The organism is Actinoalloteichus sp. AHMU CJ021, from assembly GCF_002895405.1.
Taxonomy (GTDB): Bacteria; Actinomycetota; Actinomycetes; order Mycobacteriales; family Pseudonocardiaceae; genus Actinoalloteichus_B; species Actinoalloteichus_B caeruleus.
In genome coordinates this window covers 1,309,675-1,335,883 of the sequence record NZ_CP025990.1, presented here as the reverse complement: position 1 = coordinate 1,335,883, position 26,209 = coordinate 1,309,675, and the positions used below count along the sequence as shown (strand labels likewise).

The 26,209-nt window shown below is 73.0% G+C and carries 26 protein-coding genes; 11 read left to right on the top strand and 15 right to left on the bottom strand.

Annotated features, from left to right (window positions below; genetic code table 11):
- Window positions 1–26: 26 nt before the first annotated feature.
- Complete coding sequence (locus C1701_RS05350) at window positions 27–716, bottom strand: LppM family (lipo)protein (protein ID WP_051313796.1); 690 nt, start codon at window positions 714–716, stop codon at window positions 27–29.
- Window positions 717–900: 184 nt separating this feature from the next.
- Here C1701_RS05350 and C1701_RS05345 point away from each other — a divergent pair, with 184 nt between their 5' ends.
- Window positions 901–2,592: a DUF885 domain-containing protein gene (locus C1701_RS05345; RefSeq protein WP_030225630.1), complete on the top strand. Its 1,692-nt coding sequence runs from the start codon at window positions 901–903 to the stop codon at window positions 2,590–2,592.
- Between the two features lie 59 nt (window positions 2,593–2,651).
- On the opposite strand, the gene C1701_RS05340 is transcribed toward C1701_RS05345, so the two are convergent.
- Entirely contained in the window at window positions 2,652–3,218 is a 567-nt protein-coding gene (locus tag C1701_RS05340; RefSeq protein ID WP_026418256.1) for a GNAT family N-acetyltransferase, read from the bottom strand.
- Entirely contained in the window at window positions 3,215–3,754 is a 540-nt protein-coding gene (locus C1701_RS05335) for a YbaK/EbsC family protein (protein ID WP_026418257.1), read from the bottom strand. The genes C1701_RS05340 and C1701_RS05335 overlap by 4 nt, the downstream gene beginning before the upstream one ends.
- Before the next feature lie 185 nt (window positions 3,755–3,939).
- On the opposite strand from C1701_RS05335, the gene C1701_RS27170 reads away from it, so the two are divergent.
- From C1701_RS27170 to C1701_RS05325, 3 genes are all read left to right on the top strand, one after another.
- On the top strand, window positions 3,940–4,449 hold the full coding sequence (locus C1701_RS27170; RefSeq protein WP_337662156.1) for an SAV_6107 family HEPN domain-containing protein: 510 nt from the start codon (window positions 3,940–3,942) through the stop codon (window positions 4,447–4,449).
- Complete coding sequence (locus tag C1701_RS27165; protein WP_026418258.1) at window positions 4,446–5,210, top strand: maleylpyruvate isomerase N-terminal domain-containing protein; 765 nt, start codon at window positions 4,446–4,448, stop codon at window positions 5,208–5,210. Before C1701_RS27170 ends, C1701_RS27165 begins: the two co-directional genes overlap by 4 nt.
- A 150-nt stretch (window positions 5,211–5,360) precedes the next feature.
- Window positions 5,361–6,338: a TIGR03557 family F420-dependent LLM class oxidoreductase gene (locus C1701_RS05325; RefSeq protein ID WP_030103871.1), complete on the top strand. Its 978-nt coding sequence runs from the start codon at window positions 5,361–5,363 to the stop codon at window positions 6,336–6,338.
- Window positions 6,339–6,359: 21 nt separating this feature from the next.
- Here C1701_RS05325 and C1701_RS05320 read toward each other — a convergent pair whose 3' ends face one another.
- Window positions 6,360–6,899, bottom strand: coding sequence for an MOSC domain-containing protein (locus C1701_RS05320; protein WP_103055631.1), 540 nt, complete (start codon window positions 6,897–6,899; stop codon window positions 6,360–6,362).
- Window positions 6,900–7,204: 305 nt separating this feature from the next.
- The gene (locus C1701_RS05315) at window positions 7,205–8,077 is read right to left on the bottom strand and encodes a hypothetical protein (protein WP_030103872.1); all 873 of its coding nucleotides are present in this window, start codon (window positions 8,075–8,077) and stop codon (window positions 7,205–7,207) included.
- Window positions 8,078–8,806: 729 nt separating this feature from the next.
- On the opposite strand from C1701_RS05315, the gene C1701_RS05310 reads away from it, so the two are divergent.
- Window positions 8,807–9,550, top strand: coding sequence for an SDR family oxidoreductase (locus C1701_RS05310; RefSeq protein WP_026418262.1), 744 nt, complete (start codon window positions 8,807–8,809; stop codon window positions 9,548–9,550).
- A gap of 39 nt (window positions 9,551–9,589) precedes the next feature.
- Here the strand turns inward: C1701_RS05310 and C1701_RS05305 are convergent, their stop codons facing one another.
- The 4 genes from C1701_RS05305 to C1701_RS05290 are packed head-to-tail and all read right to left on the bottom strand — an operon-like array spanning window position 9,590 to window position 12,368.
- A complete protein-coding gene (locus tag C1701_RS05305; protein WP_026418263.1) occupies window positions 9,590–10,012 on the bottom strand; it encodes a VOC family protein in 423 nt (140 codons plus the stop codon).
- Window positions 10,009–10,440, bottom strand: coding sequence for a helix-turn-helix transcriptional regulator (locus tag C1701_RS05300; RefSeq protein ID WP_026418264.1), 432 nt, complete (start codon window positions 10,438–10,440; stop codon window positions 10,009–10,011). Before C1701_RS05300 ends, C1701_RS05305 begins: the two co-directional genes overlap by 4 nt.
- A 54-nt stretch (window positions 10,441–10,494) precedes the next feature.
- On the bottom strand, window positions 10,495–11,142 hold the full coding sequence (locus C1701_RS05295; protein WP_026418265.1) for a response regulator: 648 nt from the start codon (window positions 11,140–11,142) through the stop codon (window positions 10,495–10,497).
- Window positions 11,139–12,368: a sensor histidine kinase gene (locus C1701_RS05290; RefSeq protein WP_103056975.1), complete on the bottom strand. Its 1,230-nt coding sequence runs from the start codon at window positions 12,366–12,368 to the stop codon at window positions 11,139–11,141. Before C1701_RS05290 ends, C1701_RS05295 begins: the two co-directional genes overlap by 4 nt.
- A gap of 142 nt (window positions 12,369–12,510) precedes the next feature.
- Here C1701_RS05290 and C1701_RS27160 point away from each other — a divergent pair, with 142 nt between their 5' ends.
- The gene (locus C1701_RS27160; protein ID WP_337662155.1) at window positions 12,511–13,422 is read left to right on the top strand and encodes a hypothetical protein; all 912 of its coding nucleotides are present in this window, start codon (window positions 12,511–12,513) and stop codon (window positions 13,420–13,422) included.
- 188 nt (window positions 13,423–13,610) lie between these two features.
- Here the strand turns inward: C1701_RS27160 and C1701_RS05280 are convergent, their stop codons facing one another.
- Both C1701_RS05280 and C1701_RS05275 read right to left on the bottom strand, forming a co-directional pair.
- Window positions 13,611–13,814, bottom strand: coding sequence for a ferredoxin (locus tag C1701_RS05280; RefSeq protein WP_337662154.1), 204 nt, complete (start codon window positions 13,812–13,814; stop codon window positions 13,611–13,613).
- Entirely contained in the window at window positions 13,811–15,013 is a 1,203-nt protein-coding gene (locus tag C1701_RS05275) for a cytochrome P450 (protein WP_103055630.1), read from the bottom strand. The genes C1701_RS05280 and C1701_RS05275 overlap by 4 nt, the downstream gene beginning before the upstream one ends.
- Before the next feature lie 156 nt (window positions 15,014–15,169).
- Here C1701_RS05275 and C1701_RS05270 point away from each other — a divergent pair, with 156 nt between their 5' ends.
- From C1701_RS05270 to C1701_RS05260, 3 genes are all read left to right on the top strand, one after another.
- Window positions 15,170–15,673, top strand: a complete 504-nt coding sequence (locus tag C1701_RS05270; RefSeq protein WP_030103877.1) for a GbsR/MarR family transcriptional regulator — start codon at window positions 15,170–15,172, stop codon at window positions 15,671–15,673.
- A 164-nt stretch (window positions 15,674–15,837) separates the two neighbouring features.
- Window positions 15,838–16,911 (top strand): helix-turn-helix domain-containing protein, encoded by a 1,074-nt coding sequence (locus C1701_RS05265; RefSeq protein WP_103055629.1) that lies wholly within the window; start codon window positions 15,838–15,840, stop codon window positions 16,909–16,911.
- 1,259 nt (window positions 16,912–18,170) lie between these two features.
- Window positions 18,171–18,542: a hypothetical protein gene (locus C1701_RS05260; protein ID WP_030103879.1), complete on the top strand. Its 372-nt coding sequence runs from the start codon at window positions 18,171–18,173 to the stop codon at window positions 18,540–18,542.
- Window positions 18,543–18,772: 230 nt separating this feature from the next.
- Here the strand turns inward: C1701_RS05260 and C1701_RS05255 are convergent, their stop codons facing one another.
- The 3 genes from C1701_RS05255 to C1701_RS05245 all read right to left on the bottom strand — a co-directional run bounded on the left by C1701_RS05255 (window position 18,773) and on the right by C1701_RS05245 (window position 22,518).
- A complete protein-coding gene (locus tag C1701_RS05255; RefSeq protein ID WP_026418270.1) occupies window positions 18,773–19,540 on the bottom strand; it encodes an IclR family transcriptional regulator in 768 nt (255 codons plus the stop codon).
- Window positions 19,541–19,721: 181 nt separating this feature from the next.
- Window positions 19,722–21,350: an aldehyde dehydrogenase (NADP(+)) gene (locus C1701_RS05250; RefSeq protein WP_211237494.1), complete on the bottom strand. Its 1,629-nt coding sequence runs from the start codon at window positions 21,348–21,350 to the stop codon at window positions 19,722–19,724.
- 82 nt (window positions 21,351–21,432) lie between these two features.
- A complete protein-coding gene (locus tag C1701_RS05245) occupies window positions 21,433–22,518 on the bottom strand; it encodes a zinc-dependent alcohol dehydrogenase (RefSeq protein ID WP_051313800.1) in 1,086 nt (361 codons plus the stop codon).
- A 367-nt stretch (window positions 22,519–22,885) separates the two neighbouring features.
- On the opposite strand from C1701_RS05245, the gene C1701_RS05240 reads away from it, so the two are divergent.
- A complete protein-coding gene (locus C1701_RS05240; protein ID WP_026418273.1) occupies window positions 22,886–23,860 on the top strand; it encodes a hypothetical protein in 975 nt (324 codons plus the stop codon).
- A 70-nt stretch (window positions 23,861–23,930) separates the two neighbouring features.
- On the top strand, window positions 23,931–25,082 hold the full coding sequence (locus tag C1701_RS05235) for a mandelate racemase/muconate lactonizing enzyme family protein (protein ID WP_026418274.1): 1,152 nt from the start codon (window positions 23,931–23,933) through the stop codon (window positions 25,080–25,082).
- Between the two features lie 62 nt (window positions 25,083–25,144).
- Here C1701_RS05235 and C1701_RS05230 read toward each other — a convergent pair whose 3' ends face one another.
- Window positions 25,145–26,020 (bottom strand): SMP-30/gluconolactonase/LRE family protein, encoded by an 876-nt coding sequence (locus C1701_RS05230; protein ID WP_030103883.1) that lies wholly within the window; start codon window positions 26,018–26,020, stop codon window positions 25,145–25,147.
- Window positions 26,021–26,209: the final 189 nt, after the last annotated feature.

The window sequence follows — 26,209 nt, the reverse complement described above, 5'->3', positions numbered from 1 at the left end:
AGGGACGCCCCGGAGCCGGGGGCGGATCAGAACGGTGTCTCGCCGGCCGGGAGCATCCTGCTGCGGCGCCGGGAGATCAACGCCATCATCAGCACGAACACCGTCGCGCTCCCCGTGAGCCCGCCGATCATCACCACACCCTGGGTCCACACCGAGTCCTGGCCGGAGGAGCGCACCGAAGCGTTCAGGTTGTAGACGCGACCTGGTTCCGGCGACCAGCTGACCCGGGTGCCCTCCACGTCACCGTCGGTGCGGCCCACCTCGTAGGGGAACTCGGCGACCACCGCGAGGTCCGCCTCCTCCCGGGGGATCTGCGTCAGGTCGAGGGAGCCGTGCACGGAGAGGGTCTCGTTCACCTGCCGGACGGTCAGCCGGTACCGGTCGGCCCACGGGCCCCCTTCCACCAGTTGGCGGAACTCTTCGGTGGTCAGCTCGGAGAAGGTCAGTCGGGTTCCGACGTAACCGTCCGCGTCGTAGGGCTCCGACTCCACTTTGGCGTCCAGCTTGGCGGGCGCCTGGAGTTGCGGCCCGACGTCGCCGACCTGCACGGGACGCACGGCCACCACGGCGTGCCCGGAGACCCTGGCGTTCTCGGAGACCTCCAATGACACGTCAACCCGGAGACAACCGGTGAGAACCAGGCCAACCAGCGCCAACACCGCGGCGGTCAGCAGCCGTCCCGATCGGGCAAGCGAGGATCGAGGCACCGGGTTCATTGCGTCATCGTGCCAGCTACCCCCGGGGGTCCGCGCGCTGTGGACCGTCCCCCACAGGGTGCCGGCGGCGCGTCTCCCAATCCCGCCAGGGTGTCGCCTGAACGATGCTCGCCGCTCGCGGAGGGTGTTCGTCACGTGCAAACCGGATGGGGGAACGCCGGGGTCGCGCGGTAGCGTGCCAGCCATGTCTTCCAGCCCGCAGGGTGTGCACCGGCTCAGTGACAGGTACGTCGAGGAACACGCCGCGCTCGAACCGATCGAGGCGACCTTCATGGGCGTCGGCGGCCACGACGACAGGTTGACGGACTTCTCCCCCGAGGGCTACGAGCGGCGGGGCGAGCTGGCCAGGGCGGCGCTGGCCTCGGTGCGGGCGGCGGAACCGGTCGACGCGGGGGAACGGGTCGCCAAGGAGGCGTTCGAGGAGCGGGTCGGCCTCCAGGTCGAACTGCACGACGCCGGGCTGGACCTGTCCGCCCTCAACGTCACCGCGAGCCCGGTGCAGGACGTGCGGCAGGTGTTCGACCTGATGCCGACCGCGACGGCGGAGGACTGGGCGATGATCTCGGCGCGGCTGAGCGCGGTGCCGGAGACGCTGTCCGGGTTGCGGGCCTCGTTGACGAAGGCCGCCCAGGACGGCAGGGTGTCGGCGCTCCGGCAGGTGACCAGGACCGCCGAGCAGTGCGAGACCTGGGCCGGCCAGCGGGGAACGCCCTCCTTCTTCGGCTCGCTGGTGGCGGGTGCCGACGCGGTGCCGGGCACGAGCGACGCGCTGCGGTCCGACCTCGCCGAGGGAGCCCGCGCGGCCTCGGAGGCCTACGGCGAGCTGGCCCGCTTCCTGCGTGAGGACCTCGCCCCGCTCGCCCCGAGGAAGGACGCGGTGGGGCGGGACGTCTACCAGTTGTGGTCCCGCTACTTCATCGGAGCGGAGCTCGACCTGCTGGAGGCCTACCAGTGGGGCTGGGAGGAGTTCATCCGCATCGAGTCCGAGATGAAGGAGGTCGCTGGCCGCATCAAGGCGGGCGGCACCCTCGCCGAGGTGGCCGGGGCACTGGACAACGACCCCCGGTACCGGGTGCACGGGCAGGACGCGTTCCAGCGGTGGATGCAGCAGCTGTCGGACGCCGCGCTCGCGGAGCTGCGGGGCAAGCACTTCCACATCCCGGACCGGTTGATGGACCTCGAGTGCCGGATCGCTCCCCCCGGCGGGGGGAACGGCGCCTACTACACCGGTCCGAACGAGGACTTCAGCCGGCCAGGCCGGATGTGGTGGTCGGTTCCCGCCGACAAGGAGGAGTTCTCCACCTGGCGTGAGGTGACGACCGTCTACCACGAGGGCGTCCCCGGCCACCACCTCCAGGTCGCGACGGCGGTGGACCAGTCGGAGAACCTCAACCAGTGGCAGCGGTTGATGTGCTGGACCTCCGGCCACGGGGAGGGCTGGGCGCTGTACGCGGAGCGCCTGATGCGGGAGCTCGGCTACCTGTCCGACGACGGGGATCTGCTGGGGATGCTCAACGCGCAGCTGTTCCGGGCCGCCCGGGTCATCGTCGACATCGGGATGCACCTGGAGCTGGAGATCCCCGCCGGTCACGGCTTCCACGACGGCGAGCGGTGGACCCCGGAGCTGGGCCTGGAGTTCATGCTCACCCGGACCATCGAGGACCCGACGAACGTGCGGGACGAGATCGACCGTTACCTGGGGTGGCCGGGGCAGGCGCCCGCCTACAAGCTCGGTGAGCGGCTGTGGCTGCGGGCCAGGGACGAGGTCCGCCAGCGGCAGGGAGACCAGTTCGACCTCCAGGCCTTCCACCGCCGCGCGCTGGAGCTCGGAGGGCTGGGGCTGGACGTGCTCCGCCGGCAGCTGAGCTCGTTCTGACGCGGACGGCGGGCGCACCGGACCCGCGACGGGTCCGGTGCCTCGAACCGGGTGGTGCCTCAGATCGGCAGTGCGCGTCCCAGCACGGCGAAGGGACGCGGGTCGCCGGCGAACCGGTGGTGGCGCAACACGTCCTCGAAGCCCATCCGCCGGTAGAGCCGCCACGCGCGACTCGGCCCCTCTGGCGTGGACAGCAGGACGCGTGAGCAGGGCAGGTCGCCGAGCAGTGCCCGCAACAGACGTTCCCCGGTTCCCCGCCCCTGTGCCGCCGGGGACACGTGGAGTTCGGTGAGTTCGAAGTAGTCGGCCAGCCACTCGGCGGCCGCCTGGTGCTCCCCGGTCCCGGTGAGTCCGCGCAACACCTGCTCGTACCACCACTGGCCCGAACCACCCAGGTAGCCGTAGGCGACGCCCACCATGTCCTCGCCCCGCAGCGCGGCGACCGCCCGCCAGCCCGGCCGGCTGATGTGGGACATCCAGGTCGACGCCCGCTGGTGCACGGCGCTGGGCGGGTACCGCATGGCGGACACGTAGATGCCGAGGGCCTCGGTCAGCCTGGCCCGCATCCCCTCCGGGTCGAGGGCGACGATCCGATCCGGCCCGGAGGCCTCCGGGAGCACGGTCACCTCGGGGCGTCCTCCTGTTCGGGAGTCGGGGCGGCACTCGCCCGCGTGACGCTGACCTCCCTCCCCCCGGTGACCGCGACGAGTTGGTCGACCGTGATGGGGAACAGCGAACGGGGGTGCCCCGCCGCGGCCCAGACGACCGGGTGGCGGCGGAGGGACGTGTCGACGAGGGTGGCGACGCGGGTCGGGTGGCCGACGGGGGCGACCCCGCCGATGGCCTGACCGGTGTGACGTCGGACGAAGTCGGGCGTGGCGCGGCCCACCCGGGTGGCGCCGACGAGACCGGCCAACGTGGCCACGTCCGCGCGGTGCGCTCCGGAGGTCATCACCAGCAGCGGTGCCCCGTCGGCGTCGAACACGAGGCTGTTGGCGATCGCTCCCACCTCGACACCCACCTGGGCCGCGGCCTGGGCGGCCGTCCGGACGTCGGAGTCCAGGAACCGGAGCCCGTCGGCGCAGCCGCTCATTCCGGTGGACCGGAGGATGTCGACCACGGCCATGACCCCTGGGTGCGTCACCGAGTTCACGGGGACCATCAGACCACGACTTGAGCGAGGGGGATCTGGCGGGCTAGGGTGGCCCTGTTCGAACATCTGTTCGATCAAGGGTTGGGGTCCGCCCCGGCCCTCTCCGTCCGCCCGGTGGTCGGGGTGGGGGAAGCACCCCGACCACCGGGACGGCGTTCTCGGAAGCCGTCACGGCACCACCCGGGAGGAGTCCGATGTCCACCTCTCCGCACCGGCCTACCGACCTCGTACCAGGATCGGCGCCGGGCACGTCGTCCGAGCAGGGCCTCCGGTCCGCCTCGCTCCCGGACACCCCGACCCCGTCCGAAGCCCCGACCTCCCTCGCGGCGGAGCAGCTCCTGCGCCGCGCGAGGTCCGCGCTGGGCGAGGCCGCCCGCGCGTCCGCTGCCGACCGCAGGTATTCCTCGGCGTACCTGGCGGCGGTGCAGGGCGCCGCGGCGCTGGTGGCGGCTCGGGCGCGGCCGTCGGCCGCACGAGGCCCCACCAGCGTCTGGGTGCTGCTCGCCGACGCGGCCCCCGAACTCGGGGAGTGGGCCACGTTTTTCCAGTCGTGCTCGGACCGGCGGGCGGCGGTGGACGCCGGCGTGCACCGCCTGGCCCACCAACGGGTCGCCGACGAACTCCTCCGCCGCACCGACCAGTTCCTCACCCTGATCGATTCCACACTGCGGCTTCGGCCGGGCACGGGGAAGGTGGGAGCGTGACGACGGCTCCACTCGTGGACTACGAGAACCTGTTCACCACCGTGGGCGCGGAGGGCGCCGCGCTGGTTCGCGCGCTGCCCGCCGCCGACCCGGGCGGGGAGGTCCCTGGCTGCCCGGGCCGCACCCTGGGGGACACGGCGCGGCACGTCGGCAGGGTGCACCGGGAGGTGGCCCGCTGCCTGCGCGGCGCCGGCGGCGACGGCGCCGCGCATCCGGTCCCCACCCGAGGTCCCGAGCTCGCCGAGTACGTCCACGGCGGCCTGGCCGAACTGATGGCGGTGCTCGCCACCAGGGAACCGGCGGAACCCTGCCCCACCCTGTGGCCCGCCGACCCGCGCTGCGGCTTCTGGTACCGGAGGATGGCCCACGAGACCACGGTGCACCGGGTCGACGTGGAGGCGGCCTCCCTCGTCGACGTCGGGCCCGTCGAGTCCCCGATCGCCGTGGACGGCATCGACGAGATCCTCTTCCTGTACTTCGGTCACCGGCTCGCCGAACTCGCGATCACGGCCTCCCGCGAGGCAGTGGTCGCGGTCCGCGCCGGCGGACGGACCTGGCACGCCTCGGCCGGGGCCCGAGGATCGAGGGTCCGCCGGGTCGGGCCTGGTCCGGGAGGCGCCGTGGACGCCACGGTGTCCGGTGACCCCTCCTCGGTCCTGCTCTGGCTGTGGGGCCGGCTCCCCGACCGGGCGGTCACGGTCGACGGGGACTTCGACGCCATCGCGCAACTGTGGGCGTTGCTGCGCGTCTGCACCCGCTGACCTCGGGCCTGGGCACGCGCGCCGCCCGCCCTCCGAACCGTGCCGGTGACCGTGGCCCGTCGAGTCGGGACCGGATCGAGGGCGGCATCGGCGGGGTGAACGCGGGGGCGCCACCCTGCGGGACCACCCGATGCGTGCCACGGTCGTCGGGTGGTTGACTTCGGGTACACGCTCTTCACCGAGCAGGCAGATCCTCGGCAGTTGGTCCGCGACTCGGTCGCGGCCGAACGAGCCGGCTTCGACTTCGCCGTCAGCAGTGACCACTACTTCCCGTGGCTGGACGAGCTGGGGCACTCCGCGTACTGCTGGGCCGTGCTCGGGGCGGTCGCGCACGCCACCGAGCGGATGCGGCTGATGACGTACGTGACCTGCCCGACCATCCGGTACCACCCGGCGGTCGTCGCGCAGAAGGCCGCGACCCTGCAACTGCTCTCCGAGGGCCGGTTCACCCTCGGGCTGGGAGCGGGGGAGAACCTCAACGAGCACGTGGTGGGCCTGGACTGGCCGCCGGTGAACGTGCGGCACGAGATGCTCGCCGAGGCCTGCGAGATCATCTCGGCGCTGTTCGACGGCGGTTACGTCAACTACGTCGGCGAGCACTACCGGGTCGACTCGGCCAAGCTGTGGGACCTGCCCGAGGAGCGGGTCCCGCTGGCGATGGCGGTGTCCGGCCGCCAGTCGTGCACGGTCTTCGGCCCGCTCGGTGACCACCTCGTGGCCACCGAGCCCAAGGCCGAGCTGGTGCGGATGTGGGACGAGGCCCGACCCGGGCGGGCCACGAGCCGCAAGATCGGCCAGCAGCCGCTCGCCTACGGGCCGGACCGCGAGGAGGCGGTGCGGCGGGCGCACCGGCTGTTCCGCTGGTTCGGCGGTGGGTGGAAGGTCAACTCGGAGATCCCCTCCACCGCCGGCTTCGCCGCGGCGAGCCAGTTCGTCCGCCCCGAGGACGTCGCGGCGACCATCCCCTGCGGGCCGGACGTCGCGCGCCACGTGGACGCCGTCCGACCGTTCGTCGAGGCGGGCTTCACCGACGTCGCGCTCGTGCAGGCGGGCGCGGACCGGCAGGACGAGTTCTTCCGGTTCGCCGAGGGCGAGCTGTTGCCGGCGCTGCGCGCGGAGTTCGGCTGATCCCCTCCGGGAGGGAGCCGATCAGACGACGACCAGCGGGGAGTGCGGGGCGGTGGGCAGCTCGACGGTGATGGTGTCCCCAGGCCTGATCTCCCCGCCCTGGATGACCACACCCATGATCCCCGCCCGCCGCACCACCTCGCCGCGGTCGTCCCTGCCGATCACCTGGCCCAGCAGACCGGGGCGGAAGCGGTTGATCTGGTGGCAGGGGTTGCGGAGACCGGTCACCCGCACGGCGGCGCCCCCTGGGAAGACGAGCAGGGTGTCGGTCGGTAACGCCACCAGGTCGAGCCCCGAGGTGGTCACGTTCTCCCCGAGCTCGCCGGGCCCGACCCGGTAGCCGAGCTCCCCCAACTCCCCCAACAACTCCTGGCTGATCAGGTGGACCTGCCGCAGGTTCGGCCGGGTCGGGTCCTTCGCGACCCTCGACCGGTGGCGGACGGTGGTTCCGGCGTGCGCGTCGCCCTCCACCCCCAATCCGGTGAGGAGGCGGATGCTCCGCTGCGCGGGTTTGGTGAAGGTGTGGGTCGCACTGCGGCTGACGGCCACGACGGCGCTCATGGCGAAGTCCTCTCGACCAAGCCACCGCCGGGCGGCGGCGTCCTCTGTTCGGCCCCCGCACACTAGCCGGTGCGCCGCGCGGGCGGAGGTGGTCAGAACTCTCGTCGTCGGGGGTCGACGCCGCCGGGCGGCATCCCCGTGGCCCGAGCGCGGCGACGAGCCAGGCCCCGCCCCCCGGCGACGGTCACGGCCAACGGCGCGGCTCCCTCTCTGACCGGGTGCGCCGTCCTCAGGGCGGCGACGGGACGCGTGCGGGCGGGGGCTGGCCGCGGCCGGCACCAGCGGTGACCCCGCTGCCCGTCCACTCAGTCCTCGGTCAGCTGGGAGCCGCTGATCCGCAACCAGCCGCTCGGCGAGAAGCGCGACCCCTCCGGCAGTGCGAGGCTCACGGTCTCGGGGTCCCCGTGCGTCCACGCGCAGAGCTGGTAGGGCCGGTCGACCGTGAAGCGGTGCGCGTGGGCCTCCCGCTGCCAGCTCTCCACCGTCAGGTCACGCCCCACCGCGCCGAGGAAGGCGGCGAGCTCCGCCTCGGCCTGCTCCGGGGTGCTGACGGCGCAGCGCAGGACCCGGTTCACCGTGACGAGTTGCCGAATCCGCCGGGTGCGCGCCCGGTGGCCGTCGCACACCCCGTACCGGGTTCCTGGTGCCAGGGTCGCGAAGGGGGAGCCCGCCGGTACGGCGTCCAGCCACAGCTGCCAGCAGCGTTCCTCGGTGTGGTGCCTCGGCGGCAGCCACCGGCCGTGCCGGCGCACCCACAGCAGGTCGTCCCCCACGGGGGCCGCCCGGTGCGCGCGGTGGGAGACGATCGAGCCGGCGACGCGTTCCAGCGCGTCCGCCAGCAGACCGGCCTGGCTGCGTTCGACGCCGATCGGCTCCTCGTTCGTGTAAGGGCCGCGTACCGCCAGGCCCGTCAACATCCGCCATCGGGTGTGCTCGATCGTCAACCACCGTCGTCCGGTGAGGCAGGTGCCCTCCAGCTCGGTGGTGGAGCCCAACCTGATCGCGTCCGCGGCCCTCCGCGCCAGTTCCGGCGTGAGCTGGATGAGGCCGGCGTGCGGAGTGGTCCCCACGTGCAGCAACACCCGGCTCCCCGCGCGGTCGGGGCGCACGGTCACCAGTCGCGAACGTTCGCACAGCAGTTCCCTGCCGTGGACGCGGACGTCCGGTTCGCCGGTCATGACCGCTCCGCCCGGAGACGGCTGGCCCGATCGGGCGTCGGGGTGGGCTGGGGGGTTGGGTTCCTGGTGGGGGAGGCCGGCTGCGGGGGGCAGGCGGTCGGTGTTCCGGCGACGGGGAGATGGTCGGTCGTCGGTGGGGCCATCACGTGTCTCCTGGTTCGTGGTCCTCGCGGGTGGGAGCGCCGGTCCGCTCCCCGCCGAGGAGCGCTGCTGACAACCACCTCATCGGCGGGAGACGACGTAAGGAGCAGCGGCGTCACTCCGGCGAGGGGGCCCGAGCGGAAGGCTTCGCGCCGACCTGTGTTCCCCCTGCGACGAGCGGCGCCTGAGTCCTCCGAACGGGGGACATTTGGCGGCGGGCACCGGGTGAGGGGCGCCGTACGGCGGGGCGGAGCCCAGACCGGGCTTCCGGGGGCTTCGGACCGGGCGGGCGCGGTACTCGGGGCGGAGTCCGGGGGCGACAACGGCGGGACGCCCGACGTGAGCGGGTGGCGGGGCGTCCGTACCCGCCGCCGCCCCGGCATGACGGGCGGTGCGGCGCGCGTGCCGGGGCGGGGCCGAGGAGCGGGAGCCGCGGCCAGGGAGAGGGATCTCCACCGCCGGTCCCTCGGGGCGGGAGATCGGGCGGGTGGCCGTCAGCCGCCGGCGGGGTTCGTCCGGCCGGAGTGTGCCAGCCCGCTGTCGGTTGACTAACGTCGGTGGCACTTCCCCGGATGGCCAGGAGGACAGGTGGGCGCGCTCGACGGTAGGACCGCGCTGGTGACGGGCGGGTCCCGGGGAATCGGTCGGGGCGTGGTGGAACGGCTGGCGGTGGACGGTGCGGAGGTCGTCCTCAGCTACCGGTCCGACGCCGCCGCGGCCGCCGACGTGGTCGACGGTGTGCGCTCCCAGGGGGGCCTGGCCCACGCCCTCCGCGCGGACCAGGCCAGGGTCACCGAGGTCCGCCTGCTCTTCGAACAGGCGGAGGAACGGCTCGGCGGACTGGACATCGTCGTGCTCAACGCCGCGACGATCCGCGCGCCGATCTTCGCTGACGCGACCGAGGACGACTACGAGCACGTGTTCGACACCAACGTGCGGGGCCCGTTCTTCGCCATCCAGGAAGCCGGCCGACGCCTGCGGGACGGCGGGCGGATCGTCACGGTGTCCTCGGTGAACACCGTGGTGCGATCACCGACCGTGGCCCTCTACGCCGGGAGCAAGGCGGCACTCGAACAGTTCACCGTGGTGGCGGCCAAGGAATTCGGCGAACGGGGCATCACCGTCAACACGGTCTCGCCGGGGGCCACCGAGACGGACATGCTCCGCCAGGCCAACTCGGCGGAGGCGCTGGGAGCCCTGGCCGCCTCCACGCCGCTGGGTCGGCTCGGCCGGCCCGAGGACATCGCCAACGTCGTCGCCTTCCTGGTGGGACCGGACGCCGCCTGGGTCACGGGGCAGAACCTGCGCGCCGAGGGCGGCATCATCCCCTGATCGTGGAGCGCGAGCAGGGTCAGCCCCGTGCCCACGACATCAGTCCCGGGCGCGGGCGGAGAAACGCACCATGTTCCCGGCCGGGTCCCGGAAGGCGCAGTCGCGCACGCCGTAGGCCTGGTCGGTCGGCTCCTGCATCACGTCGGCTCCCGAGGCGCGCACGCGCTCGAACGTGGCGTCGAGGTCGTCGGTGAGGAAGATGACCCCCGGCATCGCTCCCTTGGCCGTCAGGTCCTGGAGGACGCGGTTGTCCTCCTCGGAGACGAGGGCACTGCCGGCGTAGAGGTTGATCTCCAGGTCGGGCTGCCCGGCCGGGCCGACCGTCAGCCAGCGCATGTTGTCGAACTCGTCGTCGAAGGTGTGGTCCGAGCGCACCTCCAGGCCCAGGACGTCGCGGTAGAAGGCCAGCGCCGCGTCCTGGTCGTCGACGAAGAGGAAGGTGTGGGACAAGGTCAGATTCATACCGAGGACGGTAGGGCGAGGCGCCTCCGACGTGCTTCTCGGTTTCTGCTCGGCCTGGCGAGGGCGCGGAGGTGGCAGCCGGGGAGCACGAGGGCTGGACGTGGCCGTGCCCGGTAGGCGCTCGGGCTCTCCCCGACGAGTTCGGTGAACCTGCTGCTGAACGAGCCGAGTGAGGTGCAGCCGACGGCCACGCACACCTCGGTCACGGACAGGGCGCCCGTGCGGAGCAGCGCCTTCGCGCGTTCGATACGACGTGTCATCAGGTACTGGTACGGCGTTTCCCCGTAGACCTGCCGGAAGCGTCGGGAGAAGTGCGACGTGGACATCAGGGCGGTGCGGGCGAGCACGGGGACGTTCAGCGGCAGCCAGTACTCGCGGTCCATCCTGTCCCGAGCCCGCCGCAACAAGGTGAGATCAGTGGTCGTCACCGGCCGAGCCTGACAGCGAACGCCGACGGTTCCCCGGCCGCCGGGCCGCCCGTCTCACCGGCCGGCCAGCCCCGCCTCCTGGGCGGCGATCGCGGCCTGGACGCGGGACCGCAGCTCGAGCTTCGCCAGGACGCGGGACACGTGGGTCTTCACCGTGGTCTCCCCGATGTGAAGTCGGCGCGCGATCTCCTGGTTCGACATGCCCTCGCCCAGGCAAGCCAGCACGTCCCGTTCGCGGTCCGTGAGCTGGTCCAGGTTCCGGGTGGGGGGCGGTGCCGGGGCGGCGTCGGCGAAGGCGGTGAGCAACCGGCGGGTGACCTGGGGCGCCAGCACCGCCTCTCCCGCCGCGACCAGGCGCACCGCCTCGATCAGCGCCGGAGCCTCGACCGACTTGAGCAGGAAACCGGCCGCGCCGGCACGCAGCGCACCGTAGACGTACTCGTCCAGGTCGAAGGTGGTCAGGACCACCACCTCGCAGGTCCCGGCGCCGACCAGCCGCCTGGTCGCCTCGATGCCGTCGGTGCCCGGCATCCGGATGTCCATGAGCACGACGTCGGGCCGCAGGTCGACGGCCCGGCGGACGGCCGTGGCTCCGTCGCCGGCCTCTCCCACCACCTCGATCCCCGGTGCCCCGGAGAGGATGAGGACCAGTCCCGCCCGGATGGCGGCGTGGTCGTCGGCCACCAGAACCCTGATGCTCACCTGTCGTCTCCCCTCACCGGCAACGCCGCGCGCACCCGCCACCGGCCGTCGACCACCCCGGCCGTCACGGTGCCGCCCGTCGCCCTCGCTCGTTCTCGCATGCCCGTCAGGCCGTGCCCGGTTCCACCACTCGGTGGGAGGCGGTCGGGCAGGGTGTTGGTGACGGTCACCAGCACACCGTCCACCGTCCGCTCCAGCACCAGGTCGACCCGGCTCCCGGGGGCGTGCCGGACGGCGTTGGTCAACGCCTCCTGGATGATGCGGTAGGCGGCGAGTTCCACCGCCGCGGGCGGTCCAGCCGGGGGCCCGGGAGCCCCCTCGCCCACGGCGGCCCCCAGGGCGTTCCGGACCGCCACCCGGAGACCGGAGGCCCGCGCCGAGTCCACCAGGCCATCGACCTCGGCCAGCCGGGGCGGGGCGGCGACCTCGCGGACGCCCTCCTCGTCGCCGCGCAACATGTCGATCATCGCCCGCATCTCCGTGAGGGAACGGACGCTGTTCTCCCTGATCGATGCGAGCACGGTGCGCACGGTGGCCTGGTCACCCCCGCCGGCCATCGACAGCACGGCCTCGGACTGGATCGCGATCGCCGAGAGGTGGCCGGCGACGACATCGTGCAGGTCCCTGGCCATCCTCGCGCGTTCGTTCGCGATCACCGCTCGCCGGTCGAGCTCGGCGATCCTGGTGGCCTGCTCCGCGCGCTCGCGTTCGGCCGCGGCCGCGTCCCGGTGTTGGCGCACGTTCATGCCCCACCACACGGGGATCAGGACGACCGCGGCCACCTGGACCGCGGTGAGGAACGCGAGGGCGAGCAGCCCGGTCGTGGCCACGGTGACCACGAGGGAACCCACCAACGCCACCGGGACCAACGCGACCATCGCGCGAGCCAACCGGCGGGATCCGTAGTGCACGGCGGCGAACATCAGGTCCGCGAGGACGAACAGGACCGGCGCGCTGAACCCGAGCACGAAGTCCACTCCGGCACCGGCCAGACCGATGGCCAGCGCCAGCGGGGGCCGGCGGGCGCGCAGGAGGGTCCCGGAGCAGCAGACCCCCAGCACCAGGAGGCGAGCCCACTGCTGCGGCTGGTCGACGACCCCCGGCAGTGCCGTCGGGTCCTGGAGTTCGTAGAGCACCGCACCGAAGGTGAACAGCGCCACCGCGATCAGCGGGTCGCGCCAGGGCGGGCGGGCCCAGGCGGCGAGGGAACGGAGCGGACCGGACACCGCCACATCACAGCACGGCGGGCCGCCCGGCACGTCATCCCGACGACGGACCCCGGCGCGGCGGAAGTCCTCCCCCGGGAGGACGAGGACCGGACCAGATCGCCGACGCGCGGCTGGGACCGCCTCGGCCAGGCTGGGTGCCGTGACCGACCTCTGGCAAGCGCTGCGGGAGAATCCGCTGGTCGCGGCGATCGCGGCCGCTGAGATCCTCTTCTGGTTGTTGATCCTGGCCGGCCTCGCGGTGCGGTACGTGCTGCGCCGACGACGTCTCAGCTGGCTGATGTTGTCGTCCGTCCCGCTGGTGGACGTCGTGATCCTCGTCCTGACCGTCGTGGACCTGCGGGGAGGCGGCGATCCCGGGGCGGTGCACGGCCTGGCGGCGGTGTACCTCGGCGTGAGCGTCGCCTTCGGTCCGAGCATGGTGCGGTGGGCGGACCAGCGCTTCGCCCACCGCTTCGCGGGTGGTCCCCCGCCGGTGCGTCCGCCGCGCCGTGGCCCGCTGCGGGTGCGGCACGAGTGGCGGGAGTGGCGGAAGCTCGTGCTCGCCTGGGGGATCTCCTGCCTGGTGCTGCTCCTGCTGATCGCGCTGTCCCCGCCGGGGGGCGATGTCGGCGCCCTGTGGGGGTGGGCCATCCGGTTCACCGTGGTGCTCGTGATCTGGCTGGTCGCCGGCCCGCTGTACTCCACCCTGTTCCAGTCCGAGCCCTCCGACGAGGACGTGCCCTCGGCCCGGCCGGCTGTCGGGGCACGGGGTGCGGAGACGGCCCCGGTGTCCCGGCCGGACGCGCCGAGTCCGGCCGGGCCGCGCGACGCACCCCCGTCGTCCGTGGGGAAGGCGGCACGGGAGATCGCCAGGGTGGTGGGGTTCCTGCTGCTGCTCCCCCAGGGCGTGGTGGCGCTGTTCCTGGTGGCACGTGGTGAGCCGTCCGGCTGGGTGCTCGTCAGCCACCTGCCGGCCCCGTTCCAGGTGCCGGGCGCGGTCGTGGTGGCGCTGGCCGGGGTGGCTCTGCTCCTGGCGCTCCGCCGTCAGGAGCACCGGGTGGGCAGGCCCTGACCGCTCCACCCCGGCCGGAACGGAGGCGAGGGCCGCCAACGGTGGCGGGACCTCAGAGGACCGGGCGGTGTTGTTCGCCCGGTCCTCCGGGCGGCACGTCCGCCGGCCCCGCTCGGCCCACCCGGGCGCGGCGGAGGCCTACCGCGGGCCAGCCGCCGGGGGCTCGTCATCCCCGGCTCCGTGCGGGATCACTCCAGGAGGCTGATGACCCCGCACGGGCAGATCGCGGCGGCCTCGGCCACGGAGGCCCGCTCACCCTCGGGAGGGCGTTCCTCGAGTACCACCACCCTGCCGTCCTCGTCGTCCTGGGAGAAGGTCGCGGGCGCGACCAGCGCGCACATGCCCGCCGCGCAACACCGTTCCCGGTCGACCGCCACTCGCACGGGGCTCACCAGGCCACGGGGAGCTGGTGGACGCCGTAGATCCCCATGTCCGACCGCAGGGGGACCGCGTCGGGTTCGACCGCGAGCCGGAGGCCGGGGAACCTGCCGAGCAGGGAGCCGAAACCGATCCGCATCTCCACCCGGGCGAGCTGCTGGCCGAGGCACTGGTGGATCCCGTGGCCGAAGGCGAGGTGGCTGGTCGATCGCCGTGTGATGTCGAGCCGGTCCGGCTCGGGGAACCGGGTGGGGTCCCAGTTCGCCGCCGGTACCGAGACGGTGACGCTGTCCCCGGCTCGGATGAGCTGGCCGTCCAGCTGGATGTCGTCCAGGGCGGTTCGGAGCGGACCCACGTGGATCACGCTCAGGTAGCGCAGCAGCTCCTCCACCGCGTCGGGCAGCAGGGCGGGGTCGGAGCGGAGGAGGGCGAGCTGGTCCGGGTGCCGGAGCAGCGCGAAGACGCCGTGGGCCAGCATGTTCGCCGTCGTCTCGTGGCCCGCGACCAGCAGCACCATGCCCATCGTCGCCAGCTCCTCGTCGTCGAGCTGGCCCCCCGCCACCAGGCCGCTGAGCAGGTCGTCCCGCGGGTTCGCGCGCTTGTCCGCCACGAGCCGGCCCAGGTAGGCGCCCAGGCTCCGGAGCGCGTCGTTGCGGTCCTCGACGGGGGTGTCGAGGCTGAACAGCGTCCTCGTCTCCCGTTCGAACAGGGGCCGGTCGGTGGTGGGGACCCCGAGCAGCGCGCAGATGACGAGGGAGGGGACGGGAAGCGCGAAGTCGGCGACCAGGTCGGCTGGTTGGTCACCGCCGGCCATCAGGTCCAACTGGTGGTCGACGATCCCCTGGATCATCGGCTCCAACAGGCGCATCCGGCGCACAGTGAACTCCCCGGTCAGCAAGCGGCGGTACCGGGTGTGCTCGGGAGGGTCCATCCGGGTGAGAGCTCCCCGGGGGATGAAGCGCCTCGTTCCCTCGGCCATCGGTCCCGTGGGGATCGGGGCCCTGGCGAGGTCGCCTCGGGAGCTGAACCGGGGGTTGGCCAGCACCTCCCTCGCCTGGGCGTGACCGGTGACCAGCCACCCCTCGTGGCCGTCGGGGTAGGTCATCCGGCTCACCGGTCGTTGGTCGCGCAGCTCGACCAGGCCGCGCGGTGGGCTGAAGGGGCACTGCCGTTCCATGGGGAGGCCCTGGGGGACGGGTGTCGCATCGGTCATCTCTCGGTCCCTTCCGAACGGGTGGATTCGGGGCGGAGCGTGCCGGGTCGGTGACGTGGGGGTGATCGTACCCAATTTTCACGAATTTCGTGAATTTTATGAAGTGCTTTAGTGTCGTTAGGCTGTGCCGACCATCGGTGGCGGAAGGGTGTGCGGATGTCCCGGATCAACGAGCGCGGCGCCGAGTTCGACCGGTACGTCGAGCGGTTCGCGCGCCAGATGGGGGACCTCGGGATGCCCCGGATGGCCGCCCGGGTGTTGATCGTCCTGCTGGTGGCCGACCGGAGCCGGACCGCGGCGGAACTCGGGGAGGAGCTGGGGGCCAGCGCGCCGGCGATCTCCGGCGCGGTCAGCTACCTGGGGCGGGTCGGCATCCTCGAACGCGAGCGGGAGCCCGGTCAGCGCCGGGACCGCTACTGGGTCGACGAGAACGTCTGGTACCTGACCCTCGTGCGCCGGACCGACCTCCTGCGGCAGCTCGAGGACCTCCTCAACGAGGGCGTTCACGTGGTCGGGGACGGCACGCGAGCCGGGGGGCGGTTGCGGGAGAGCGCCCGCTTCTGGGAGTTCCTGCGCGGTGAGCTCCCGCAGATCACCAAGAAGTGGCAGGAGTCGGACACCCCGACCAGTCCCGGCGGCGAGGCGGCAACCGGGAGGTGACCCACCGGCCGCCGCCGCCGACCTCCCCGCCGCCGCGCCAGCGGACGGGCCCGGGCCGCTCGGCACGAGGCCGATGCGGACCCGTGTCCCGCCCTGACCTGGCGGCCCGTGCCCCTGCCGTCGCATCCCTGGCTAACCCGGCTCGGAGGGCGCACCATCGGGGAATGCCGGAGAACACGTTCGGGGACTTCCTGCGGCACCGTCGGGAACAGCTGCGTCCGGCCGACGTCGGCCTGACCTCCAGCGCTCGGCGCCGCACGCCCGGGCTGCGTCGTGAGGAGGTGGCCGGCCGAGCCGGCATCTCCGTCGACCACTACGCCCGACTGGAACAGGGCCGGGGACGACGACCCACCGTGGCCGTGCTGGCCGCGCTGGCCAGGGCGCTGCTGCTCACGGAGGCGGAGCACGGCTACCTGCACCGCCTGGTCCTCAAGGCCTCCGACGAGCCGGCGGAGAGCGAACCCCTCGACGACCGCGCCCGGCTGCTGCTCGGCACGATGGACCGGGCTCCCGCCGTCGTGGTCGACCGGCGCTACGACCTGCTGGCGTGGAACGGGCCGGCCGACACGCTCTTCGGCGGGTTGGTCGACCGTCCCGGCGAACAGCGCAACCTGCTCTGGCTGCTCTTCTGCGACCCCGGTCTGCGCCAGCTCCTGGACCCCGTCGACGCGGACCGGATGGGCACCGAACTCGTCGGAAGTCTGCGGGCCCACGCGGAACGGCTCGATCCGGCCCTCGAACGGGTGATTCGTCGGCTGGCGGGTTCGAGTGCGGTCTTCCGGAAGATCTGGCCGCGCCACCGCTTCGTCGAACCTGGGTGGGGATCGGTGCGGATCCGCCACCAGGGAGTGGAACGGCGTGGCGTGGGCGAGGTCGTCAGGCTCGCCGAGTCCGAGTCCGAGTTCGGCGAGCCGGGGGCTCGGCCCGACCCGCCTCCGGCCGCTCCCGACGAGCTGTTCGCCGATCCGGACCTGGAGGAGGGGGCGGACGACTTCGAGGTGGCCCCGGAGGATCCCGACGCCCCACCGCCTCCTCCCGACTCGGCACCGCCCCGGGAGCTGCTGGCGGAGGCGGGCCGGGTGAGTTACGCCGTCCTGGGCCTGCCCGAGTCCGGCCAGCGGATGATCACGTTCCTCGCTCCACCCGGCTGCCTCGCCCGCCGTGCCTTCGCCGCGATGACGGCCGGCTGTGATCCGCGCGTCGAGTCGTGGATCGGGGAGAGCGGACTGCTGCGCTGACGACCGTCCCCGCCTCGACGCGGGGACGGCTGGCGGCGGAAGTGCCGGCGGCGGGGCCGGTGGCTGGCTCGACCGGGGCGCCTGGCTGAGCCGAGGGCCGAACCGGTCCCCAGAGCGGTCCACGGCCTGCGGATCCGGGGCGCCGAACAGGCGTCCAGCGGTGCCGGTGGGCGGGGAAGCGGGCCGGCGGGGCCAGGGAAGGGCACCACTCTCGGGCGGGGAAGGGGCGGGATGACCCGGGCTTCTCGGCGGCGTGGGTGATGCGCCACGGCGGGATCCGGTCACTGGCCGGTTCTCCTCGGGTCGTCGTGGTGGGTGGCGCGGGCACCTCGTCCCGGCCGTTGCCCGGGGCGCCGTCGCGGGACCTGCCTGGAGCCGGGTGCTCTCGCCGGCGCCCTTGTCGTCGGGAAGTCACGTACGTGAATTCGGGGCTTTCCCCCGAGCGGACGAAAATGCTGCTCCCGAAATGCCCCGTTGACGGCGGTGCGCGGCGCTGACGGCCAGCGGAAGTCCTTCGTCGGCGTGATCCGCCGTGCCCCGGGGAGGGTTTCCGATCGGCGGTGTCGAATGCTCCGAACCAGTGCCTCCGATTGCTGGTGGGCATTGGCGCGTCGCGCGGCGGTAATGGCGCATCCCCGTACCTCGCATTCCGGTCGCACCGCGGGGGAGGGGTGTGGCGCCACCGTTTCCCGGGTCGCCGGCGGGCGGTGGGGTCGTGGCGGTCCGGCGTGCCGGGGGGTGCGACGAGCATGGCGACGGGGTGAATCCTACCTGGTCAGGGGCCTCGTGCCCTGGAGTGGGCTCCAGGATTCCGGCTCGGGGTCGGATCGGCCCCGAGCGTTCCAGGACGAGGCGGCACGGGGGCCTCGCGGGCCGCGCGGAAACGGTCGCGCGGAACCGCTCTCCAGGGTGTCCGCGTGACGATCGGCTGGCTCCGGTGGGCGAGAGGAATTCGTGTTCTCCTTGCCGACCCGTGCTCCCGCGCTCGCGATCGCTGGGGCGACGACGACGTCCACGTTTGTCGTTGAATTGTCCACTTGCGCTTCGGTGACCGCTCGCGGCCGAATCCTCACCCCGATGTGAACCAGGAATGGGGTACGGCACATGATGTGGGGCGTTCGGTGGGCACCACGACGAGCGCCGCCCGTTTCGCTCGGGCCCATGCGAACCGCGACCGTGATGCCGGTCCGGTGGGAGGTCCACGCGGGTCCCCGTCGGGCGCCGGCGACCGGTGTCCGCACACCTGGAGGTATCCCGTCGTGAGGTTCGAGGACATGCTCGCGGGCACGGAATGGGAGGAGAGGGGACTGCACTGGCACGCCTACCTCGGTGCGGGGTCCCTGTGCCTCGACCGTTCCGACCTGCCGCCCCGGGAGGTGCTCCGCAGCCCCGAGCAGGTGGCCGAGTGGATCCGGGATCGGGCGGCGGAGGGCGAACCCCAACTCGTCCGGTTCGGCGAACGGTGGGTTCGCACGACCGACACCGAGTTCCTCGACGTCGCGTGGTTCCGCGATCTCAAGGTCGCCGAGCGGGGGGACTCGATCATCTGCTCCTGGCCGGCGGTCGGAGGCGGGCGCACCACGGTGTACGTGGACGCGGTCGCCGCGGACCAGTGCCCCTTCGACCACTGAGGAGTGAGATGGATTCCGCTGAGCGCACCCCCTGCCCGTGCCCCGGCGGCGGTCACTGCCGCTGGCACGGCGACAGCCTCTGCCCCACCTGCGGTGGACCCATGATCCCCGTGCAGGGCGGCGGGGGCATGATCTGCCCTCGGTGCTGACCCGAGCGGGGCCGACGGCCTCCGGTGGGCTCCACGGTCGGCCCTGGCGCGGGTCCGGTGCCGCCCGCCTCAGCGGACCCCTCAGCGGACCGCGCTGCCCAGCCGCCGGGACAACTCGGTCGCACCGTCGCGGATCAGCTTCTCCCACCGCTGCCAGGCGGCCTCGCCGTGGCGGATGGTCGGCACCGACATGCTCATCGCGGCCACCCACTCGCCCGAGTAGTCGGTCACCGGCGCTGCCACGCATCCGACATCGGGGTTGGACTCGCACATCTCGTAGGCGACGCCGGTCCGGCGCACCTCGCCGAGCTGGGCGCGGAGCGCGGCGGCCGAGGTGATGCTCCTCGGCGTCAGGGCGACCAGCTCCTGCTCCCGCAGGAGCTGGTCGAGCCGGTCGGCCGGCAGTCCCGCGAGCAGCACCTTGCCGACGGCGGTGCAGTGCGCGGGCAGCCGCCGCCCGACGGCGGAGATCATCCGGACCGAGTGGGTCGAGTCGATCTTGCACACGTACACGACCTCCGCGCCGTCCAGCACGGCGACGTGCACGGTCTCGTCGCACTCCGCGGCCACGCGCCGGGTGACGGCCTCGCCTTCCACGGCCAGGTCCAGGTCCTGTTGGTAGCGGGCACCCAGTTCCAACAGCCGGGGCCCCAGCTTGTACACCCCGTCCTTGCCCGGTCGCCTGGCCAGGTAGCCACGGCTGACCAGGGTGTTGAGCAGTTCGTGCGCGGTGGACCTCGGCAGGCCGAGCCGGGCGGCGATGTCCGGCGCGGACAGCGAGCTTCGTTCTCCGAGGAACAGTTCGAGGACATCGGCGGCGCGCATGACCGCCGGTACGAGTCGGGGCATCGCCGCTGGTCTCCTCGTGGCTGTGGGGGTGGGCCGGAGCGGGACCGCTCCGCCGGCGACCCGGGATCGAACGGTGGGCGGACCGGGGGTCCGGTGCCCGGACCGTCGGACCTCGGCCGCCGCCGGCCCCGGCACGGAACGGTTCGAGTGCCGGGAGCCAGCGGTGTTCGCGCGGGACAGGCTACTCGGCGGTCACCGGGTCCGTGGTGACCCGCCCGTTGACCAGCCGGACGATGCCGTCCGGGTTCTCGTTCCGCAGGGCGGAGGGGAGCACCGCCGCCGGCGCGGCCTGGTAGGCGACCGGTCGTTGGAAACGGCGGATGGCCGAGGTGCCGACCGAGGTCGACCAGGCGGCGGTCGTCGACGGGTACGGCCCGCCGTGCTGCTGGGCGAAGCTGACCGCCACTCCGGTGGGGAACCCGTTCCAGACCAGGCGACCGCTGAGCGCCACCAGCCGGGCGATCGGCTCGGCGAGCCGGTCCTCCTCGCCGGGTTCGGCGTGCACCGTCGCGGTGAGGCTGCCGGGCACCTCGGCCAGCGCGGCGAGGACGTCCTCCGTGGAGCCGTACTCCACGAGGACGACGACGGGCCCGAAGTGCTCCTCGCGCAGCTGCTCGTGGCGCAGGTAGCCGGCGACGTCGGTGCGCAGCACCACCACCGGGGAGCGCAGGCCCCCTCCGTCGGCGACCACCTCCGTCAGCACGTCCACCCCGTCGAGGTCCCGGGTCTCGGCGAGCTGGGCCGCCAGCCCCCGCTGGATCTGCGGGGAGAGCAGGGTGCCGGGGCTGACCTGCTGGGCGGCGGAGGTGAAGGCCGACTCGAACTCCGCCGCACCGGCGGGGAGCAGCACGATCCCCGGCTTGGTGCAGAACTGCCCGTTGCCCATCGTGAAGGACTGCGCCAGCCCGGCCGCGATCTCCTCGGCCCTCGCGGCGACGGCCGCCTCGCTGAGGAGGACGGGGTTGGTGCTGCCCATCTCGGCGTACACCGGGATCGGCTCCGGTCGCGCCGCCGCCGCGTCGTGCAGTGCCCGGCCGGCCCGGAGCGACCCGGTGAACCCGACGGCCTTGACGGCCGGATCGATGACCAGGGCCTGCCCGACCTCGGGACCCGCACCGTGCAGCAGGGCGAAGACACCGGCGGGGAGACCCGAGTCCGCGACGGCCTCGACGACGATCCGCCCGGTCAGCTCGGAGGTCGCCGGGTGCGCGGGATGCGCCTTGAGCACGACGGGGGAGCCCGCCGCCAACGCCGAGGCGGTGTCACCGCCGGCGACCGAGAAGGCGAACGGGAAGTTGCTGGCGCTGAAGACGGCCACCGGCCCGAGCGGGACCTGGAGGCGGCGCAGGTCGGGGCGCGGCGGGATCGCGGAGGGGTCAGGGGTGTCGATGGTGGCGTCCAGGTGGGCGCCGCTGGCGATCAGGTCAGCGAACATGCGGAGCTGGGCGTTCGTCCTGGCCAGTTCGCCGCGCAACCGGGTCTCGCCCAGCGCGGTCTCCTCGTCCGCCGCGGCGACCAGCTCGTCGGCGGCCCCCTCGATCCCGGTCGCGATCCGCCGCAGCAGCTCGGCCCGGGTCGTCGCCGGGGTCGCGGCGTACACCGGGGCGGCCAGGGCCGCAGCTGCGGTCGCGGCACGCACCTCGGCCACCGTCGCCTGGTGGAAGGCGGGGCCCTGCTCACCGGTGGCCGGGCGGGTCTGCCGCAGATCGGCCGGCCCTTCGGTGCTCTCCTCACCGGCGATGAGGTTGGCACCGGTGAGCGCGCGGGTGCTCGGCATCGTCGTCCTCCTCAGTTCGTGCGCTGTCGACATGGGTGCTCCGTGGCGGCTGTCCGGTCAGCCTGGAGTCGCCCGGCGCGGGGTTCCGCTCCGGGGCGGTGCGTCTGGTCGCGGATCAGGCCGTGGCGTCCGGCACGAGCAGGATCTTGCCCAGGCCCGGCGGTCGTCGTTGCAGCAGGTCCAGCGCGCGTTCGTACCCGCTGAGCGGCACGCGGTGCGAGACGAGGGGGGCCAGGTCGAGCACACCCGCCGCCAACAGGCCGATCGTGTGGGCCCAGGCTGCCGGGCTCGCACCGAACACGCCCAGGACCGTCAGCTGTTTCAACGCGAACACGTCCGGGTCCATCGCGATCTCGCCCGTGCCGGCGATGCCCTCCAACACCACGGTGCCGCCCCGACGAGCGAGGTCGAAGGCCGTCGGGACGACGCTCGCGGCCCCGGTGGCCTCGAAGACGAGGTCGGCGGTGCCGGCGGCGGAGGACACCTCCTCGCCCAGGAGGCAGCGGGTCGCGCCGAACCGCTCCGCGAGGGGGAACTGGTGGGCGCGGCGGCCGACGACGGTCAGCGAGGCCGGCCGGTGGGCGGCGAGCATCTGCACCGCCAGCAGGCTGAGGGTGCCGGTGCCCAGCACGGCGAAGTGGCCGCCGGCGAGCGGAGGTGCGGCGAGCAGCCCGGCGGCCACGCAGGCGGCGGGCTCCAGCAGCGCGCAGTGCTCGAGTTCGGTTCCCGGCGGCAAGGGGTCGGGCAGGCGGTGGACGAGCCGCGCGGGCACGAGCACCCGGTGACTGAAGGCGCCCGGGTGGGTGAAACCCGTCTCCGCGTACTCCGCGGTGCACAGGGTGGGTTCCGCCGCCCTGCACCGGGCGCAGACACCGCAGGACCTGAACCCCTCGGCGATCACCGGGTCGCCGGGGCGGACGTGCCGCACGTCGGGGCCGACCGCCAACACCGAACCGGCCCACTCGTGGCCGGGGATGACGGGGTAACGCACGATCTCGGCCGGTCGGCGACCTTCGAAGAGTTCCACGTCGGATCCGCAGATGCCCGCGGCCGCCACCTCGACGAGCGCCTCCCCCGGCCCGGGCTCGGGCGGCGCGTGTTCGATCAGCCGGTGTTGGCCGGGCCCGAGCACCTCCACCGCGACGGTGGGGGGCCTCCCTCCTGGCCAGGTCGCCGACTCCGCCGTACTCGCCTCGGTCACCTCGGACTTCCTCCCTGCCGAGTCTGGCCACATCGTGTCGTTTCCCGCCGGACGATATCCGAAATGCTGGACGCTATCGGGAATCTCCGTTCACCCTAACACCGGGAGAGGGGGTGGAGGAGGGGGATCGACCGGCCACTTCCTGCCGAAATATCTGCTCGAACTCGCGAACTTCCCGACCGGGGCCACTCTTGACGGTACTGATAACGAGGCCGTAGTTTTTGTTCGTAGATACGGAGTGTGTACGTGATTTCGGACAACCGTCGAGTGTGGGCCGCCCGAAGAGGTCTCCCCGACGGGTCCGACGGGCGCCGGATCCTGCGGCGCGACCCGGCGTGCGAGGACGGCACAAGACCGACGGGATGGTGTGGTGGCAGCGAACGAGGGACAACCGGCAGATCACGGTTCGGCGGGGCGAGCGCTGGTCGCGGGGCTGGGTTTCGGTGCGGGTGAACCCGCACCGCCCGCCTCCCCGGTGCGGTTCCCCGATGGCGGCGCGTTCCGCGTGGAGATTCCCTCGGTGGAGGGACCGGGGCCGCTTGCCGCCGTGCTCGACGAGATCGAGGCACGAGGGCTGCTCGTCCACCGCGTCAGCCAGGGCAGCGGCGTGATGATGCTCAGCGACAACGAGATCACCGAGATGCTGGACATGTGCGACCGCGCCCAGGTCGAACTGTGCCTCTTCCTCGGCCCGAGGGCCAGTTGGGACACCGGAGCCGGCCGGTACACCTCGGCCGGAGGGCTGGGAACCCGGGCGCGCGGCGGCGACCAGCTCCGCTACTGCGTGGACGACGCCCTGCGAGCCGTGGAGCTCGGCGTCCGCTCGCTCCTGGTCGGCGACGAGGGGGTGTTGTGGACGCTGCACCGGCTGCGCCTGGCTGGCAGCCTCCCCGCCGACACCCGGTTCAAGGTGTCCGCCCTGATCGGACCGGCCAACCCGGCGTCCTTCGCCCTGTTCGAGGGCATCGGGGCCGACTCCATCAACGTGCCAGGTGACCTGAGCCTGGCGCAGCTGGCGTCGATCCGGGCCGCCGGACGCGCCGCCATCGACCTCTACGTGGAGTCCCCGGACAACCTCGGCGGCTTCGTCCGCCACTTCGAGGCGCCGGAACTCGTCCGCACCGTGGCGCCGGTGTACCTGAAGTTCGGGCTCCGCAACGCGCCCGACATCTACCCGGTTGGCGAACACCTGCGGGACGTGGCGGTGCGCAGCGGCAGGGAACGGGTCCGACGCGCGGAGCTCGGCATGGCCCTGCTGGACCGCCACGGGCTCCTGGCCGAGGCGTCACCGCGCGGCGCCCGCGACATCGGCCCGTTGACCCGTCTGCCCGCGCCCGAGTGATCCCGCGATCAGGCGCGGACGGCGGGGTGAACCCCATGACAAGGACGGCAAGGATGACAGGGACGGCACAGTGAAGATCTCCAACATTCGCACCGTGGTACTGGGCACGCCGTGGCGGAACCTCACCTACGTGGTGGTCGAGACCGACGAGGGCCTCACCGGCGTCGGCGAGGCCCGGATGCTCAACCACACCGACGCGCTCATCGGCTACCTCACCGAGGCCGCGCCGAACCACGTGGTGGGCTCCGACCCCTTCGACATCGAGTCCCTGGTCCACCGGATGTACAACCTGGACTACGGGCGGGCCGGCGAGATCGTGATGTCCGGTATCGCCTGCGTCGAGATGGCGTGCTGGGACATCGTCGGCAAGGCCCTCGGCCAGCCCGTCTACCGGTTGCTGGGTGGAGCCGTGCGCGACCGGATCAAGGCCTACGCCAACGGCTGGTACACCGTCGAGCGTTCCCCCGAGGAGTTCCACGCCGCGGCGAGGACCGTGGTGGAGCGCGGGTACCGGGCGCTCAAGTTCGACCCGTTCGGCCCCGGGACCATGGAACTCGACCACGCCGAGACGATGCGGTCGGTCTCCCTGGTCGAGGCCGTCCGCGACGCAGTCGGCCCGGACGTGGAACTGCTGGTCGAGATGCACGGCCGCTTCACGGCGGCCACCGCCTCCCGGCTCGCCCGGCTCCTCGAGCCCTACGACCCGGCCTGGTTGGAGGAGCCGGTCCCGCCGGACGACATCGAGTCGCTCGCCAAGTTCGCCGCGCGGGCCAACGCCCCGGTGGCCACGGGCGAGCGGTTGCACACCCGCCACGAGTTCCGCCAGCTGTTCGCGCTCCAGGCCGCCGACATCGTGCAGCCGGACATCTCCCACTTCGGCGGGATCCTGGAGACCAAGAAGCTCGCCGCCACCGCGGAGACGCACCACGTGCTCATCGCCCCGCACAACGTCGGTGGAGCGGTGCTCACCGCCGCGAACCTGCACCTGGCGGCCTGCACCACCAACTTCAAGATCCAGGAACACTTCAACGACTTCGCCGACTCCTTCGTCAAGCAGGTCGCGCCGGGCAACCCCGAGGTGGTGGACGGCTACTTCGCCCTGCCCACCGGGCCCGGTCTCGGCGTGGAACTGGATCTGGACGCGGTGGCCGAACACCCGCGCCAGCAGGCCAACTTCAACCTGTTCAAGGAGGGCTGGGAGAAGCGGGACACCGCCGGCTGAGCGGGAGGCGTGGGCGGTGCCCCTCCTGGCCACCGCCCACGCGCCCCGGGGGCCGACCGCCCTCAGCCCGGCAGGACACCCTCGTCGAGGCCCGCGAAGGAGTGGACGGGCAGGCCTCGGACCCCGGTGTCGGCGAGGTGGAGCGCGCCAGCGGCCGGTTCCGGGTCCGCCAGCCCGTCGCGGGAGGTGGTGACGTACAACTGGTCGAGGTCCGGGCCGCCGAAGGCGCAGGCCGTCACCTGGCGGACCGGGACCTCGACGACGGCCTCCAGCTCGCCCTCCGGCGAGTAGCAACGCACCGCCGACCCGCCCCACATCGCCACCCACAACCGGCCGTGGGCGTCGATCGCCATGCCGTCCGGCGACCCGTGCTCCTCCGGGATCTCGACCAGCGGCCGGCGGTTCAGGAACTCACCTCGGGCGGCGTCGAAGTCAAAGACGTCGACCCGGCCGGTGGGCGTGTCGACGTAGTACACGAGCTGCCCGTCCGGGCTCCACACCAACCCGTTCGAGATCGTCACCGGGGTGAGCACCCGGTGCGTGCCGCCGTCCGGGTCCAGACGCCACAGCGTGCCCCGTTCCGGTGTGGCGTCGAAGGCCATCGAGCCGGCGTAGAAACGCCCCTGCGGGTCACAGCCCCCCTCGTTCATCCGCACTCCCGGGTCCGACCACAGCTCGGGCAGGCGCGACGGTTCGTCCGCCCCTTCGGGCAGCACGGCGAACCCCCGGTCGATGGCCAGCACGAGACCACCCGACCGGTTCGGGCGGACCACCGCCGCGACCGAGCCCACCCTCGTCCGGGTGATCCCGCCGTCGGCCGCCAGGGTCAGGACGTCGCCGGCGAGCATGTCCACGAAGTGGAGTCGGCCAGTCGCGGGGTTCCAGACGGGCCCCTCGCCGTGGTGGGTCACGGGGTCGGAGACGGCTTCGGCTCTCATCGGCACCCTTCGATCGTCAAGTGGGACAACGGGGGGACCGTAACCCGGGGCCGACGGTCGGACAACGCTCACCGGCCCGGCCGCCCAGTGCCCGGTCGCTCCTCGCCCCCGGTGGGAGGCCCGAGGCCGCCGACCGGTCCCCGGCTCCAGCGGCGGGCGGTGCGTGGGGTGGCACCGCGCCGGTCGTGT